Source organism: Spirillospora sp. CA-294931, assembly GCF_050946795.1.
Taxonomy (GTDB): domain Bacteria; phylum Actinomycetota; class Actinomycetes; order Streptosporangiales; family Streptosporangiaceae; genus Spirillospora.
On the sequence record NZ_CP192006.1, the window covers coordinates 6195526 to 6207881 of the forward strand.

Here is a 12356-nt window from a genome sequence, read left to right on the forward strand (position 1 = left end):
TCGAGGGGGCTGATCTTGCCCGGCTAGTCTCGGGACATGGAGTTTCGACGTCTCGGCCGCAGCGGCCTCAAGATCAGCGAGATCTCGTACGGCAACTGGCTCACCCACGGCTCCCAGGTCGAGGAGGACGCCGCCCTCGCCTGTGTGGAGGCCGCCCTCGACGAGGGGATCACGACCTTCGACACCGCGGACGTGTACGCCGGGACCCGCGCCGAGGAGGTCCTCGGACGCGCCCTCACCGGCCGCCGCCGCGAGGGCCTGGAGATCTTCACCAAGGTCTATTTCCCGACCGGTCCGGGCCAGAACGACCGGGGGCTGTCGCGCAAGCACGTCTTCGAGTCGATCCACGCGTCGCTGCGGCGGCTGAAGACCGACTACGTCGACCTGTACCAGGCGCACCGGTTCGACTACGAGACGCCGCTGGAGGAGACCCTGCGGGCGTTCGACGACCTCGTCCGGCAGGGCAAGGTGCTGTACGTCGGCGTCTCGGAGTGGCGGGCCGACGAGATCGAGCGGGCCCTGAGGATCGCCGACGAGATGGGCTTCGACCGGATCGTCTCCAGCCAGCCGCAGTACTCCATGCTCTGGCGGGTCATCGAGTCCGAGGTCGTCCCGGTCTGCGAGCGCGAGGGCATCGGCCAGATCGTCTGGTCGCCGATCGCGCAGGGCGTCCTGACGGGCAAGTACAAGCCGGGGCAGCCGCGGCCCGAGGGGTCGCGCGCCACCGACGACAAGGGCGGCTCCGACATGATCGGCCGCTACCTGGACGACGACCTGCTCACCCGGGTGCAGGAACTGCGGCCGATCGCCGGAGACCTGGGGCTGAGCATGGCCCAGCTCGCGATCGCGTGGGTGCTGCAGAACCCGAACGTGGCCTCGGCCATCGTGGGCGCGTCCCGTCCCGAGCAGGTGCGCGACAACGTCAAGGCCGCCGGGGTCAGGCTGGACGCCGACGTCCTGAAGAAGATCGACGACGTGCTCGGCCCGTTCGTCGAGCGCGACCCGTCCCGCACCATCAGCCCGTCCACCCGCCCCTGACCGGCCCCCGGGGGCGCGGCACGCCACGCCCCCGGGTGGGTGGTTTTAGCCTGCGGTGTGCAGGCTCATGTCGTAGACGACCTCGTCCCCCTCCAGGAGGGTGACCTTGTCTATTCCGTCCTCGCGCAGGGAGCGCCAGTTCTCGCCCAGCCACGTCTCCGCGTCGGCCTGCGTGGTGAAAGACTCCTCGGCCATGCCGACCACCTGCCCGTCGGCCTTCTCCAAACGCCAGCTCCACGCCATCGCCCCGCGCCCCTCCCTGACTCGCCTGTACACGACACTAACGCTCTTGATCAGCCGGCGGACTCGATCGCGCGGCGCATGGCCTCCGGAGTCTGGGTGTCGCTGGTGGACAGCGTCCGCCCGTTGACCCGGACGGACGGCGTGCCCTGGATCCCGGCGGAGAGGTACCCCTTGCTCGCCGCGCGAACCCGGTCGGCCTGCCGCTGCTCCTTGACGCACTTCTCGAAGTCCGCGCCGGTCACGCCGAGGGGCCGCGCGTAGGAGACCAGGTCGGCGGTCTCGTATCCCCGGGTCGTCTCGCTGGGAGGCTGGTGGTCGTAGAGAACGTCCTGGTAGGACAGCCAGCGGGCGCCGTCGCCGAGGCAGCGCAGGGCGGACGCCGCGCGCAGCGAGTTGCCGTGCATCGGCTCGGTGCCCTCGCCGAAGATGACCATGGGCCGGAACACGACCTTGGCCTTGCCGCCGACGGCCAGTTCCTTGAGCATCGGGTCGTGCTTCTCGTCGAACTTCCCGCACGAGGGGCACGCGAAGTCCTCGTAGACCTCCACCAGCGGACGCTCCACGCCGGGACGGGCCATCGCCAGGCTGCCGTCCTGGCCGGGACGGGCCTCGGCGCCGCCCGCGATCTGGCCGACCCGCAGCTCGACGTCCGCGGCCTGGCTCTTTCCTTCCCCGTCGCGCAGCGCCACCACGGCCACGCCGACGGCGATCAGCGCGACCAGGGCCACTCCGGCGACGACGGCGATCACCACCCCGGTGTTCCCCCGCTTGGGCGGGGCCGGGGGCGGCGGCATCCAGGGCTGGCCGGGCTGCTGCGGCCAGGGGGCGTTGGGCGGTTGGCTCACCGGGGGACTCCTCACGACGACGATCACTGCGAACTCTATGGTCTCGGCTATGAACATCGAGTTGCGCGGTCTGGCCGCCCGGGACGGCTGGCCCGCGCCCGGCTGCCGCTGCGCCTCCTGCAACCGGCTGCGCTCCTCCGGCGTCCGTCACGAACCCACTCTGGCGTTCGCCGATGGTGTCCCGCTGGACGATTGCCCTCGCGTCGAGGTGCCGGGTGGGTGGGAGGTGTCCGCCCCGGGTGGAGGACGCGTGCTGGTGGCGTCCGGCCCGGGGGCGTGTCCGGAACCGGTCGGGGGCGCGGTCTACGACGCGGTGCTGCTCGATCTGGCCGGGAGTCCCGAGCATCTCGGGCGTCTGCGGCATCTGGGCGCGGTCACCGCCGCGACCGAGGTCTTCGCCGTTCATGTGGACCACCGCGTCCCGTCCCTGGAGGAACTGGAGCGGCGGATGGGCTACTGGCGCCGTCCGGCCGAGGGTCCGCACCGGACGCTGCTGCTCGGCGGATCGCGGTCGGGCAAGTCGGCCGAGGCCGAGCGCAGGCTTCTCGCGCACCCGTCGGTGACCTATCTGGCGACGAGCGAGCCGCGTCCGGACGACGCCGAGTGGCGGGCCCGCGTGGAGGCGCACCGAGGGCGCCGTCCGTCGTGGTGGCGGACGGTCGAGACCACCGATCTGGCCGGGGCCCTCGCGACCGAGGCGGGCGCGGTGCTGGTCGACGGCATCGGCACCTGGCTCGCCGCCGTCATGGGCGCGGCGGACGCGTGGGAGAACCCCGGCGCCGCGCTCCCCCGCGTCGAGGAGCTGGTGGACGCCTGGCGCTCGACGTCCGCGCTCGTGGTGGCCGTGAGCGACGAGGTCGGCCTGTCCCTGGTCCCGACCACGCCGTCGGGACGCGCCTTCCGCGACCTGCTCGGCCACCTCAACCAGCGCCTGGCCGCCGAGTCCGAGGAGACCGCCCTGGTCGTGGCGGGCCGGGTCATGGAGCTGGGGTGAGGGGCTGGATCGCCGGGCTCCGGCTCGCGGTGTCGCTGCTGACGGTCGTGCCCTCCGGTGAGGTCCGCGTGGACGGGGGCGTGGCGCGGCGGGCGATGGCGCTGGCGCCGCTGACCGGGCTGATCGTCGGCGGCGCGGCGGCGCTGGTGCTGATGGCGGGCGATCTGGCCGGGCTGAGCCCCCTCCTGCGGGCCGCGCTGGCCGTCGGCGCGATGGCCGTCGTGACGCGGGCGCTGCATCTGGACGGTCTCGCCGACCTCGCCGACGGCCTGGGCAGCGGCCGGCCGGCCGGCGACGCGCTGGCGATCATGAAGCGCTCGGACATCGGGCCGTTCGGCGTCGTGACGCTGCTGCTCACGCTGATGATCCAGGTGGCGGCCCTGGCCTCGGCGCCGGACGCCCCCGTCGCCGTGATCGTCGCGGCCGTCGCCGGGCGGACCGCGCTTCCGTGGGCCTGCCGCCGCCCGGTGCCCTCCGCGCGTCCCGGTGGGCTGGGCGCCCTCGTCGCGGGAACGGTCGCGACCCGCACGGCCGTGGTCGTGACCGCAGTCGTGGTGGCCGCGTCCCTGGTGACCTGGAGCCCGTACGGCCCCGTGGCGGTGCTGGCGGGGCTCGCGTCGGCCCTGCTGCTGCTGAGGCATGCCGTCCGGCGTTTGGGCGGGATCACCGGGGACGTCATGGGCGCCCTGGTCGAGACCGCCACGACCACGGCGCTGATCGTCCTAGCCGCCGCCTAGCGCTCGCCGGGCATAGGCGCGGACGTCGGCGTCGGTGTCGTCGAGCGCCGCGCGCAGGGCCTCGGCCACGTCCGGTTCGCCGGGCCGTCCGGCCAGGGCCAGGACGGCGGCCTTGCGGACGTCGAGGTGCGGGTCGTCCAGGGCCTTGACCAGCGGGACGGTCGCGACCGACGGGTCGGCGGCGGCGAGCCCGCGCGCGGCTCCCGTGCGCACCTGCCAGGCGGGGTCGCCCAGGGCCTCGACCGCCGCGCCCGCGAGCGGTGCCGGGCAGCCGATCCCGGCGAGCGCCTCCAGGGCCGCGCCCCTGACCACCGGGTCGCGGTCGCGGACGAGACCGGCGAGCGCGGCGGCCCCGGTGGGCGCCCCGACGGTGCCGAGCCCGTGCGCGACGGCGACCCTGACCTCGCGGGCGGGGTCGAGGGCGGCGCGGGCGATCGCGGGGGCGTCGTCGTGGGCGACCAGGCCCCGCACGGCCTGGATCCGGACGCGATGGTCCTCGTCGCCGAGCGCGGCGGCGAAGGTCTCCGGGGCGCCCAGGCGGAGGGCGCGCAGGACGTCCAGGACGACCGCCCGGACCTGGGCGTCGCCGCTGTCCAGGGCGGGCGCGAGGGCCGCGCGCAGGGCGGGCGTGGCCGGGAGCACCTCGACCAGTTCGCGCAGCGCCGTCGCGGCGGCGCGCCGCACCGAGCCGTGCCCGTCGAGCAGGGCCGCCGCCAGGGCGCCCTCCACCCCCGGCGGGACGGTCTCGGTGAGCGTCGCGACGGCCGCGCGCCGCACCTTCGGGTCGGCGTCGGCCAGGTAGGGGGCGATGGCGTCCAGGTCGGGGCCCGTCTCGGCGAGCTCCAGCAGCTCGACCAGGCGGGGTGAGCGGCCGATCGGCGCGGCCCTGACCGGCGCCGGGGACGCGGTGGGCGTCGCGGCGGGCGCGGCGGCCGGCTGCGTGAGAACGACGGGCACGTTGCCCTCGGGCACCTCGAATTCGGGCACGGGCACCACATACGGGGCGACGGGACGCTTGACGAACTCCATCGCGCCGTCGTCCCGGCGCCGCAGGTTGAGGTGGTAGAACCACTCCGCGTCGTCGCGTTCGGGCAGGTCGGCGCGGTCGTGGTAGAGGCCCCAGCGGCTCTCGGAGCGGACCAGGGACGAGCGGGCCGCCATCTCCGCGCAGTCGCGGATGAAGGTGACCTCGGCGCAGCGCATCAGCTCGTGCGGCGTCCGCGCCCCCATCGAGGCGATCTCACCCTCCATCCGGGTGAACGTCTCGACGGCGATGGCGAGCTTGGCGCCGGTCTTGGGCGGCGCGACGTAGTCGTTGACGAAGCGGCGCAGCTTGTACTCGACCTGCGGCTGCGGCGGGCCGCCGGGGTTGCGCAGCGGCCGGTAGATCAGCTCGTGGGCCGCCGTGACCTGGTCTTCGGGCAGGGGCCCCGGGGCGGGTGCGGCGGACTCGGCGGCGTGCGCCCCGGCCAGGTCGCCGAAGACGAACGCGCCGATCATGTAGTTGTGCGGGACGCAGGCCAGGTCGCCCGCCGCGTAGAGCCCCGGGACGGTCGTGCGGGCGTCGCCGTCCACCCAGACGCCCGAGGCCGAGTGCCCGCCGCACAGCCCGATCTCCGAGATGTGCATCTCGACGTCGTGGGTTCGGTAGTCGTGGCCGCGTCCGGCGTGGAAGGTCCCCCGGGTGGGCCGCTCGGTGGTGTGCAGGATGCCTTCGAGCTCGCTGACGGTCTCGTCGGGCAGATGGCTGAGCTTGAGGTAGATCGGCCCCCGGGCGGAGTCGATCTCGCGTTTCACCTCGGCCATCATCTGCCCGGACCAGTAGTCGCTGTCGACGAACCGCTCGCCGCGCGCGTTGACCTGGTAGCCGCCGAACGGGTTGGCGACGTAGGCGCAGGCGGGCCCGTTGTAGTCCTTGATCAGCGGGTTGATCTGGAAGCACTCGATGCCGCTCAGCTCGGCCCCGGCGTGGTAGGCCATGGCGTGGCCGTCCCCCGCGTTGGTCGGGTTCTCGTACGTCCCGTAGAGGTAGCCGCTGGCGGGCAGGCCCAGCCGCCCGCTCGCCCCGGTCGCCAGGATCACCGCGCCCGCCGCGACGGTCACGAACGCGCCGCTGCGGGTGTCGAACCCGGCGGCGCCCACGGCTCGCCCGCCCGAGGTGAGGACGCGCACCGGCATCACCCGGTTCTCGATCGTCACCTTCTCGCGGATCGAGCGGCGCCGCAGCACCCGGTAGAGCACCTTCTTGACGTCCTTGCCCTCCGGCATGGGCAGCACGTACGACCCGGACCGGTGGACGCGGCGGACGGCGTACTCGCCGTGCTCGTCCTTCTCGAACTTCACGCCGTAGCCCTCCAGCCGCCGGACCATGGCGTAGCCCCGGGTGGCGGTCTGCCGGACGGTCGACTGGTCGACGATCCCGTCGTTGGCGCGGGTGATCTCGGCGACGTAGTCCTCAGGGGTGGCCTTGCCGGGGATGACGGCGTTGTTCACGCCGTCCATGCCCATGGCGAGCGCTCCCGAATGCCGGACATGGGCCTTCTCCAGCAGCAGGACGGACGCGCCCTTCTCGGCGGCGGTGATCGCGGCCATCGTCCCGGCGGTGCCGCCGCCGATGACCAGGACGTCGCAGCGCAGCTCCCGGCGCTCGGTCACGGAGGGGATCTCCATCAGCCGACCTCTTCCTTGAGGGGTTCGAGGGCGCCGAGTTCGGCGAGGATCGGGCCGCGCGGGTCGTCCCCCGGGGAGAACTCGGCGGTGACGCCGGACGGGCCGAGCACGACGATCCGGTCGCCGATCAGCAGGGCCTCGTCCACGTCGTGGGTCACGAAGACGACGGTCGCGGGCGCGTCGCGCAGGACGCCGAGCAGCAGGCGCTGCATGGCGGCCCGGGTCTGGGCGTCCAGCGCGCCGAACGGCTCGTCCATGAGGATCGCGCGGGGCTCGGCCGCCAGCGCCCGCGCCAGCTGGACGCGCTGGCGCATCCCGCCCGAAAGCGCGCGCGGCAGCCGCTCGGCCGCCTCGCCGAGCCCGACGCGCTCCAGCCAGCTCCTGGCCTGGTCGCGGCGCTCGCCCCGGGGGACACCCCGGACGGCCAGCGCGAGCTCGACGTTGCGGCGGGCGCTGCGCCAGGGCAGCAGGGCGTCGTCCTGGAAGATCAGCGTCCGGTCGCGGCCGGGGCCGGTGATGGGGACGCCGCCCGCCAGGACGCGCCCGGCGGCGACCGGGAGCAGCCCGGCGAACGCCCGCAGCAGTGTGGACTTCCCGCATCCGGACGGCCCGAGGACAGCCAGGACCTCGCCCTCGGCCACGTCCAGATCGAGCCCGGTGATCACGGCGCGGTCGCCGTAGGCGAGCGCGGCCCCCTCGGCTCTGAGCGCTGTCACGGCGCCTCCCTCGGCAGCCATCGGGTGAGACGGCGCCCGGCGAGCTCCACGGCACCGGCGGTGAGACGGCCCAGCAGGCCGATGGTGACCATCCCGACCAGGACGGCCGGGTAGTCGACGATCGTGTAGGCCGCCCAGGTGCGGTAGCCGACGCCGTAGTCGCCGGAGATCATCTCGGCGGAGATCACGCAGATCCAGGCCACGCCCATGCCGACCGACAGGCCGCCGAACACGCCGGGCAGGACCCCGGGGAGCACGACGCCCAGCAGCACGCGCGGCCTGCCGCCGCCCAGCGTGCGGACGCCCTCCTCCCACGCGGTGGGCAGGGCGCGGACGGCGTGGCGGGTGCTGACCAGGATCGGGAAGAACGCCGCCGCGAACGTGATGAACACGATGCCCTGCTCGTTGGCGGGGAACAGCAGGATCGCGACCGGCACCAGCGCGATCGCCGGGATCGGGCGGACGACCTCGAACAGCGGCTGGAGCAGGCCGGCCGTCCACCGCGAGCGCGCGACCGCGATGCCGAGCGCGACGCCCAGCACGGCGGCCAGCGCGAACCCCGACAGGATGCGCACCAGGCTCTGCGCCATGTCGCCGTAGAACTGCGCGCTCTGGAGCTGGCGCCCGAACTCCCGCGCCACCTCGGCCGGGCCGGGGAAGCGGTCGAACCGCATCCAGAACCGGACGTCGGCGGCGGTCAGCACGTGCCAGGCCGTCAGCGCGGCGCCGAGCGCGACCGCGCCGAGCGCCGTGTTGAACAGGCGCGGCCGGGACGACCGCGCTCCGGCCGGACGCCGGCGGTTCTCGCGCGACCGGCCGGGCGGGCCCGCGTCAGGCATGCTCGGACGCGGCCGGGTCGCCGTGCGCGGCCCGGTCGTCGTGCGTGGACGGCTCGTCGTGCGTGGACGGGTCATGCGCGCGCCACCGCCTCGTCGTAGGTGACGATCCGGGTGCCGGGACGGGCGGCGAGGTGCTTGTCGGCGTGCTCCCGGGTGGCGAAGGGCGTGAAGGATTTGCCGGGCCCTTCGACCCAGACCGACTTGTCGGCGAACCAGCGGGTGCCGGTCGTGGGGTCGGGGATGTAGGCGGCCCTGACCTTCTTACCCTGGGCCCGTAGTTCCCGGACGCCCTTGAGCAGGCAGCCGGGCCCGGCGGACGGGCGGGTGACGGCCTCGCCGTCCACCCAGATCTCCCCCGCGTCGTCACCGACGGGCTTCTTGCATACGGGGTCGGTGCCCTTGATGGCGGCCGGGTTCACGGTCGAGACCGCGTCCCGGTCGTAGGCGGGCCCGTACGCCTGCCGGATGTAGGCGTCGTTGACGAAGGGCCCGACGTCCAGCGGCGACCGGATCACCCCGATCGACTTCAGGAACGGGACGTCGTGGGACAGCGCGTCCCGGAGCGGCTTCTTGATCGTGGTGTCGAACGTCGCGACGCCGCCCCGGCCGTTGTAGAGATAGACGGTCTCGGGCGGGAGCCCGGTCGTCGAGGCCACGGACTCGGCCGCCTTGACCGGATCGGCGTGCAGGTACCGCGTCGCCTCGATCTGCGCGCCCAGGAACGCCTGGAGCACCTTGCCCTTCTCCCCCGCGAACGCCTTGCGGACGACGACGCCGTGGAAGGTCGGGACGTCCAGGTCGCCCCCGTCGTACAGCAGCCTGGCCTGGCCCTTGTTCACCAGCAGCCCCGGCCAGGCCACGAACTGCGCGAGCGCCGCGACGCCGCCCGACTCCAGGGCGGACGAGCCGACCGAGGGCTGCTGGTTCTCGACCTTGACGTCCCCGGCGTCCATGCCGTACTTCTCCAGGGCCTGGACGAGCGTCCCGTGTCCGGCCGAGCCGACGCTCGCCGAGACCTTCTCGCCCTTCAGGTCGCGCAGCGTCCTGGCGCGGGAGTCGCCCGCGACCACGACGCCGTTGAGCGAGCCGCGCCGGTTGTAACCGGTCACCGAGACCAGCTCGGTGCGGGCGTCGCCGCCCTGGGCCTGCGCCCGCGAGCCGTTGATGAGCAGGGGGTAGTCGCCCATCGAGCCGATGTCGATCTTCCCGGCCAGCATCTGGGCGGTGATCGGGGCGCCGGTGTCGTAGTCCTGCCAGACGACGGAGTACTTCTTGCCTTCGGAGCGTCCGAGGGCGTCCAGCCGCTTCTCGAAGTAGCCCAGCGAGCGCAGCAGCGTCCCCGCCGTGACCGTGTTGATCGTCTTGGACTGGTAGCCCACGACGATCTTGATGGCGTCTCCCCCGCCCGCCGCGTTCCCGGCCACGGTGCATCCGGCCAGAACCGGGATCAGGGCGGCGGCCGCCGCCGTCGTGCGTTTCATCGGGTCCCTCACCTCAGGAGATACGGCATGTTGACGGTCACGGCGCCCGTGGGGCAGCGGTCGGCGCACGGGCCGCAGTACCAGCACTCGTCCACGTGCATGTAGGCCTTGCCCGTTTCGGGGTGGATGGCCAGGGCGTCCAGCGGGCAGACGTCGACGCACAGCGTGCAGCCGTCGACGCACAGGGCCTCGTCGACCGTCACGGGGACGTCGGCGCGGTTCTCCACCAGGGACATCGCTAACTCCAGGGGTCGGGGCGGCGCAGGGTGCCGCCCATCGTGATGCGGTCACCGCGGAAGCGGATGAACTCCAGGTCGACCGGGCGGCCGTCGGCCAGATGGGCGAGCCGCTCGACCATGAGCAGCGCGGCGCCCCTCGGGGCCTCCAGCGTCGCGGCCAGGTGCGGGTCGGCGTTGACGGCCTCGACGGTGATCTCGCCGTGGCCCAGGCTCTGGCCCGCGATCCGTTCGAGCAGGACGAAGATGTCGGTGGAGGCCAGGTCGTGCTCCAGCAGCGGCTCGCCCAGGTCGCGGGCCACGTAGGTGAGGTCGAGCGAGAGCGGCAGGCCGTTGAGGCGCCGCAACCGTTCGATGTAGACCACCGGCTCGCCCGCGGGCAGCCGCAGCCGGGCCGCGATCTCCCGGGGCGGGTCGATCAGCCCGGTCGTGCGGACCTGGTTGACCACCTCGCCGTGCTCGCGGAGCGTCTCGGCCAGGCCGAGCAGCCGCTCCAGGCCGTGCGGGTACTTCTGGCTGACCACGATCGTCCCGACGCCCGGACAGCGCTCGACCAGGCCCTCCGCGCGCAGCAGGTCGAGCGCGTCGCGGACGGTGTTGCGGGAGGCGCCGAACTCACCGACGAGGTCGGCCTCGGAGGGCAGCGGTCCCGAGCGGAACTCCCCGGAGAGGACCCGCCGCCGCAGGACGTCGGCCACCTGCCGGGCCCGGTCGGCGCGCAGCCGCCGGGCGTCGGTGAGGGAGAGGGCCGCCGAGCTGATGTCGTTCCTGGTCACGGCGGTAACCTACTAAATAAGTAGGAATAGCTGAATAGCGGGCGGATCACGCCACCCCGGGCGGCGGGAAATGCCTCGGGACCTGCGCCGGAGCCCGGCAAGATCGCCGTTCCGCCACCCCCGAGGCCGGAAAACGCCCCCGAGGAAGATCCACTTCGGGGGCGAAACCGGTCACGAGGAGGACTAACATCGTCCTACGTGACGAGCATCAGCCTTGACGGCGCAGCAGCGAGTACCTTCGACGTCGACGCGATCGTGATCGGTGTCGCCCCCGACGGCCCCGGGATCGCCCCGGCCTCCGGGGTCCACGACCTCGACGGCGCGTTCGGCGGGAAGCTCGCGGAAGCGCTGAAGGCACTGGGCGCCACCGGCAAGGCCGGTGAGATCACCAAGCTTCCCACCCTGGGCACGCTGCCCGCCCCGGTCGTCGTCGCCGTGGGCCTCGGCGAGAACCCCGACGCCGAGGCGCTGCGCCGCGCCGCGGGCGCCGCGCTGCGCTCCCTGGCCGGTTCGGCCAAGGTGGCCGTTGCCCTGCCCGCGAATTCCGCCGAGGAGACCGAGGCCGTCGCCCTCGGCGCACTCCTGGGCAACTACGGCTTCGGCAACTACCGCACCGGCGAGCACAAGAGCCCGGTCGACGAGATCGTCCTCGCGCTCCCCGGCGACCACTCCGCCTCGGTCGAGCGCGCCCGCGTCCTGGCCGAGTCGGTCACGCTGGTCCGCGACATGGTCAACACCCCGCCCTCCGACCTCAACCCCGAGGAGTTCGCCTCCATCGCCGGGCGCGTCGCGGGCGAGACCGGGCTTGAGATCACCGTCCTGGACGAGAAGGCCCTGGTCGAGGGCGGCTACGGCGGCATCGCGGGCGTCGGGCAGGGCTCGGCCAACCCGCCGTGCCTGGTCCGCCTGGCCTACACCCACCCCGACGCCACCAAGACCCTCGCGCTGGTCGGCAAGGGCATCACCTTCGACTCCGGCGGCCTGTCCCTCAAGCCCGCCGAGGCGATGGACTGGATGAAGTCCGACATGGGCGGCGCCGGCGCCGTCCTCGGCGCGCTGGCCGCGATCGGCAAGCTCGCCCCCAAGGTCAACGTCGTCGGCTACCTCGCCCTCGCCGAGAACATGCCCAGCGGCACCGCGCAGCGCCCCTCCGACGTCATCCACATCTACGGCGGCAAGACCGTCGAGGTCCTCAACACCGACGCCGAGGGACGCCTCGTCCTGGCCGACGCGCTGGTCCGCGCGGGCGAAGACCACCCCGACCTCATCGTCGACGTCGCCACCCTCACCGGCGCGCAGCTGGTCGCGCTCGGCACCCGCACCGCGGGCGTGATGGCCAACGACGACGACGTGCGCGAGAAGGTCGTCGCCTCGGCCGGACGCGCGGGCGAGGCCGCCTGGGGCATGCCGCTGCCCGGCGAGCTGCGCAAGGGCCTCGACTCCGCCGTCGCCGACATCGCCAACATCAGCGGCGACCGCTGGGGCGGCATGCTGGTCGCGGGCGTCTTCCTCGCCGAGTTCGTCCCCGACGGCGTCAAGTGGGCCCACCTCGACATCGCGGGCCCCTCGTTCAACAAGGCCGAGCCCTACGGGTACACCCCCAAGGGCGGCACGGGCGCCGCGACGCGTACTTTGGTCGTCATCGCCGAAGACCTCGCGGCGGGCGTCCTGTAACAGGACGCTTCCGCGGGCGTCGACGGGTAGAAGTGAATAGGTTTCCCCTTGACGGCGGGGCCCGATCGCGGCGCCCCTCCGCCGGGGGCGTCGGCAGCTTCATCGCG

The 12356-nt window shown here is 73.5% G+C and carries 12 protein-coding genes; 4 read left to right on the plus strand and 8 right to left on the minus strand.

The window, feature by feature from the left end; all coding sequences use genetic code 11:
- The first annotated feature begins 36 nt into the window (after positions 1-36).
- Positions 37-1038: an aldo/keto reductase family protein gene (locus ACQPY4_RS27790; RefSeq protein ID WP_433325652.1), complete on the plus strand. Its 1002-nt coding sequence runs from the start codon at positions 37-39 to the stop codon at positions 1036-1038.
- Positions 1039-1083: 45 nt separating this feature from the next.
- Here ACQPY4_RS27790 and ACQPY4_RS27795 read toward each other — a convergent pair whose 3' ends face one another.
- Positions 1084-1281 carry a hypothetical protein gene (locus ACQPY4_RS27795; RefSeq protein ID WP_433325654.1) on the minus strand — a complete coding sequence of 66 codons (198 nt, stop codon included), beginning with the start codon at positions 1279-1281 and terminating at the stop codon, positions 1084-1086.
- A gap of 50 nt (positions 1282-1331) precedes the next feature.
- Positions 1332-2126, minus strand: coding sequence for a DsbA family protein (locus ACQPY4_RS27800; protein WP_433325656.1), 795 nt, complete (start codon positions 2124-2126; stop codon positions 1332-1334).
- Between the two features lie 49 nt (positions 2127-2175).
- Here ACQPY4_RS27800 and ACQPY4_RS27805 point away from each other — a divergent pair, with 49 nt between their 5' ends.
- Positions 2176-3120, plus strand: coding sequence for a bifunctional adenosylcobinamide kinase/adenosylcobinamide-phosphate guanylyltransferase (locus ACQPY4_RS27805; RefSeq protein WP_433325658.1), 945 nt, complete (start codon positions 2176-2178; stop codon positions 3118-3120).
- The gene (locus ACQPY4_RS27810; protein ID WP_433325660.1) at positions 3117-3857 is read left to right on the plus strand and encodes an adenosylcobinamide-GDP ribazoletransferase; all 741 of its coding nucleotides are present in this window, start codon (positions 3117-3119) and stop codon (positions 3855-3857) included. The genes ACQPY4_RS27805 and ACQPY4_RS27810 overlap by 4 nt, the downstream gene beginning before the upstream one ends.
- Here the strand turns inward: ACQPY4_RS27810 and ACQPY4_RS27815 are convergent.
- The 6 genes from ACQPY4_RS27815 to ACQPY4_RS27840 all read right to left on the minus strand — a co-directional run bounded on the left by ACQPY4_RS27815 (position 3843) and on the right by ACQPY4_RS27840 (position 10575).
- Positions 3843-6527: a fumarate reductase/succinate dehydrogenase flavoprotein subunit gene (locus ACQPY4_RS27815; RefSeq protein WP_433325662.1), complete on the minus strand. Its 2685-nt coding sequence runs from the start codon at positions 6525-6527 to the stop codon at positions 3843-3845. The genes ACQPY4_RS27810 and ACQPY4_RS27815 overlap by 15 nt on opposite strands.
- A complete protein-coding gene (locus ACQPY4_RS27820) occupies positions 6527-7243 on the minus strand; it encodes an ABC transporter ATP-binding protein (RefSeq protein WP_433325664.1) in 717 nt (238 codons plus the stop codon). Before ACQPY4_RS27820 ends, ACQPY4_RS27815 begins: the two co-directional genes overlap by 1 nt.
- Complete coding sequence (locus ACQPY4_RS27825) at positions 7240-8082, minus strand: ABC transporter permease (protein ID WP_433325666.1); 843 nt, start codon at positions 8080-8082, stop codon at positions 7240-7242. Before ACQPY4_RS27825 ends, ACQPY4_RS27820 begins: the two co-directional genes overlap by 4 nt.
- A 71-nt stretch (positions 8083-8153) precedes the next feature.
- A complete protein-coding gene (locus ACQPY4_RS27830; RefSeq protein WP_433325668.1) occupies positions 8154-9563 on the minus strand; it encodes an ABC transporter substrate-binding protein in 1410 nt (469 codons plus the stop codon).
- An 8-nt stretch (positions 9564-9571) separates the two neighbouring features.
- Positions 9572-9799 (minus strand): 4Fe-4S dicluster domain-containing protein, encoded by a 228-nt coding sequence (locus tag ACQPY4_RS27835; RefSeq protein ID WP_433325670.1) that lies wholly within the window; start codon positions 9797-9799, stop codon positions 9572-9574.
- 2 nt (positions 9800-9801) lie between these two features.
- Complete coding sequence (locus tag ACQPY4_RS27840) at positions 9802-10575, minus strand: GntR family transcriptional regulator (RefSeq protein WP_433325672.1); 774 nt, start codon at positions 10573-10575, stop codon at positions 9802-9804.
- A gap of 198 nt (positions 10576-10773) precedes the next feature.
- Between ACQPY4_RS27840 and ACQPY4_RS27845 the strand changes: the two genes are divergently transcribed.
- Entirely contained in the window at positions 10774-12249 is a 1476-nt protein-coding gene (locus tag ACQPY4_RS27845) for a leucyl aminopeptidase (protein WP_433325674.1), read from the plus strand.
- Positions 12250-12356: the final 107 nt, after the last annotated feature.

Excerpts from the sequence above, each read along its gene's own strand:
- ACQPY4_RS27835 (WP_433325670.1), bottom strand. The coding sequence starts at position 9,799 with ATGTCCCTGGTGGAGAACCGCGCCGACGTCCCCGTGACGGTCGACGAG.
- ACQPY4_RS27805 (WP_433325658.1), top strand. The coding sequence starts at position 2,176 with ATGAACATCGAGTTGCGCGGTCTGGCCGCCCGGGACGGCTGGCCCGCG.
- ACQPY4_RS27815 (WP_433325662.1), bottom strand. The coding sequence starts at position 6,527 with ATGGAGATCCCCTCCGTGACCGAGCGCCGGGAGCTGCGCTGCGACGTC.
- ACQPY4_RS27790 (WP_433325652.1), top strand. The coding sequence starts at position 37 with ATGGAGTTTCGACGTCTCGGCCGCAGCGGCCTCAAGATCAGCGAGATC.
- ACQPY4_RS27825 (WP_433325666.1), bottom strand. The coding sequence starts at position 8,082 with ATGCCTGACGCGGGCCCGCCCGGCCGGTCGCGCGAGAACCGCCGGCGT.
- ACQPY4_RS27830 (WP_433325668.1), bottom strand. The coding sequence starts at position 9,563 with ATGAAACGCACGACGGCGGCGGCCGCCGCCCTGATCCCGGTTCTGGCC.
- ACQPY4_RS27795 (WP_433325654.1), bottom strand. The coding sequence starts at position 1,281 with ATGGCGTGGAGCTGGCGTTTGGAGAAGGCCGACGGGCAGGTGGTCGGC.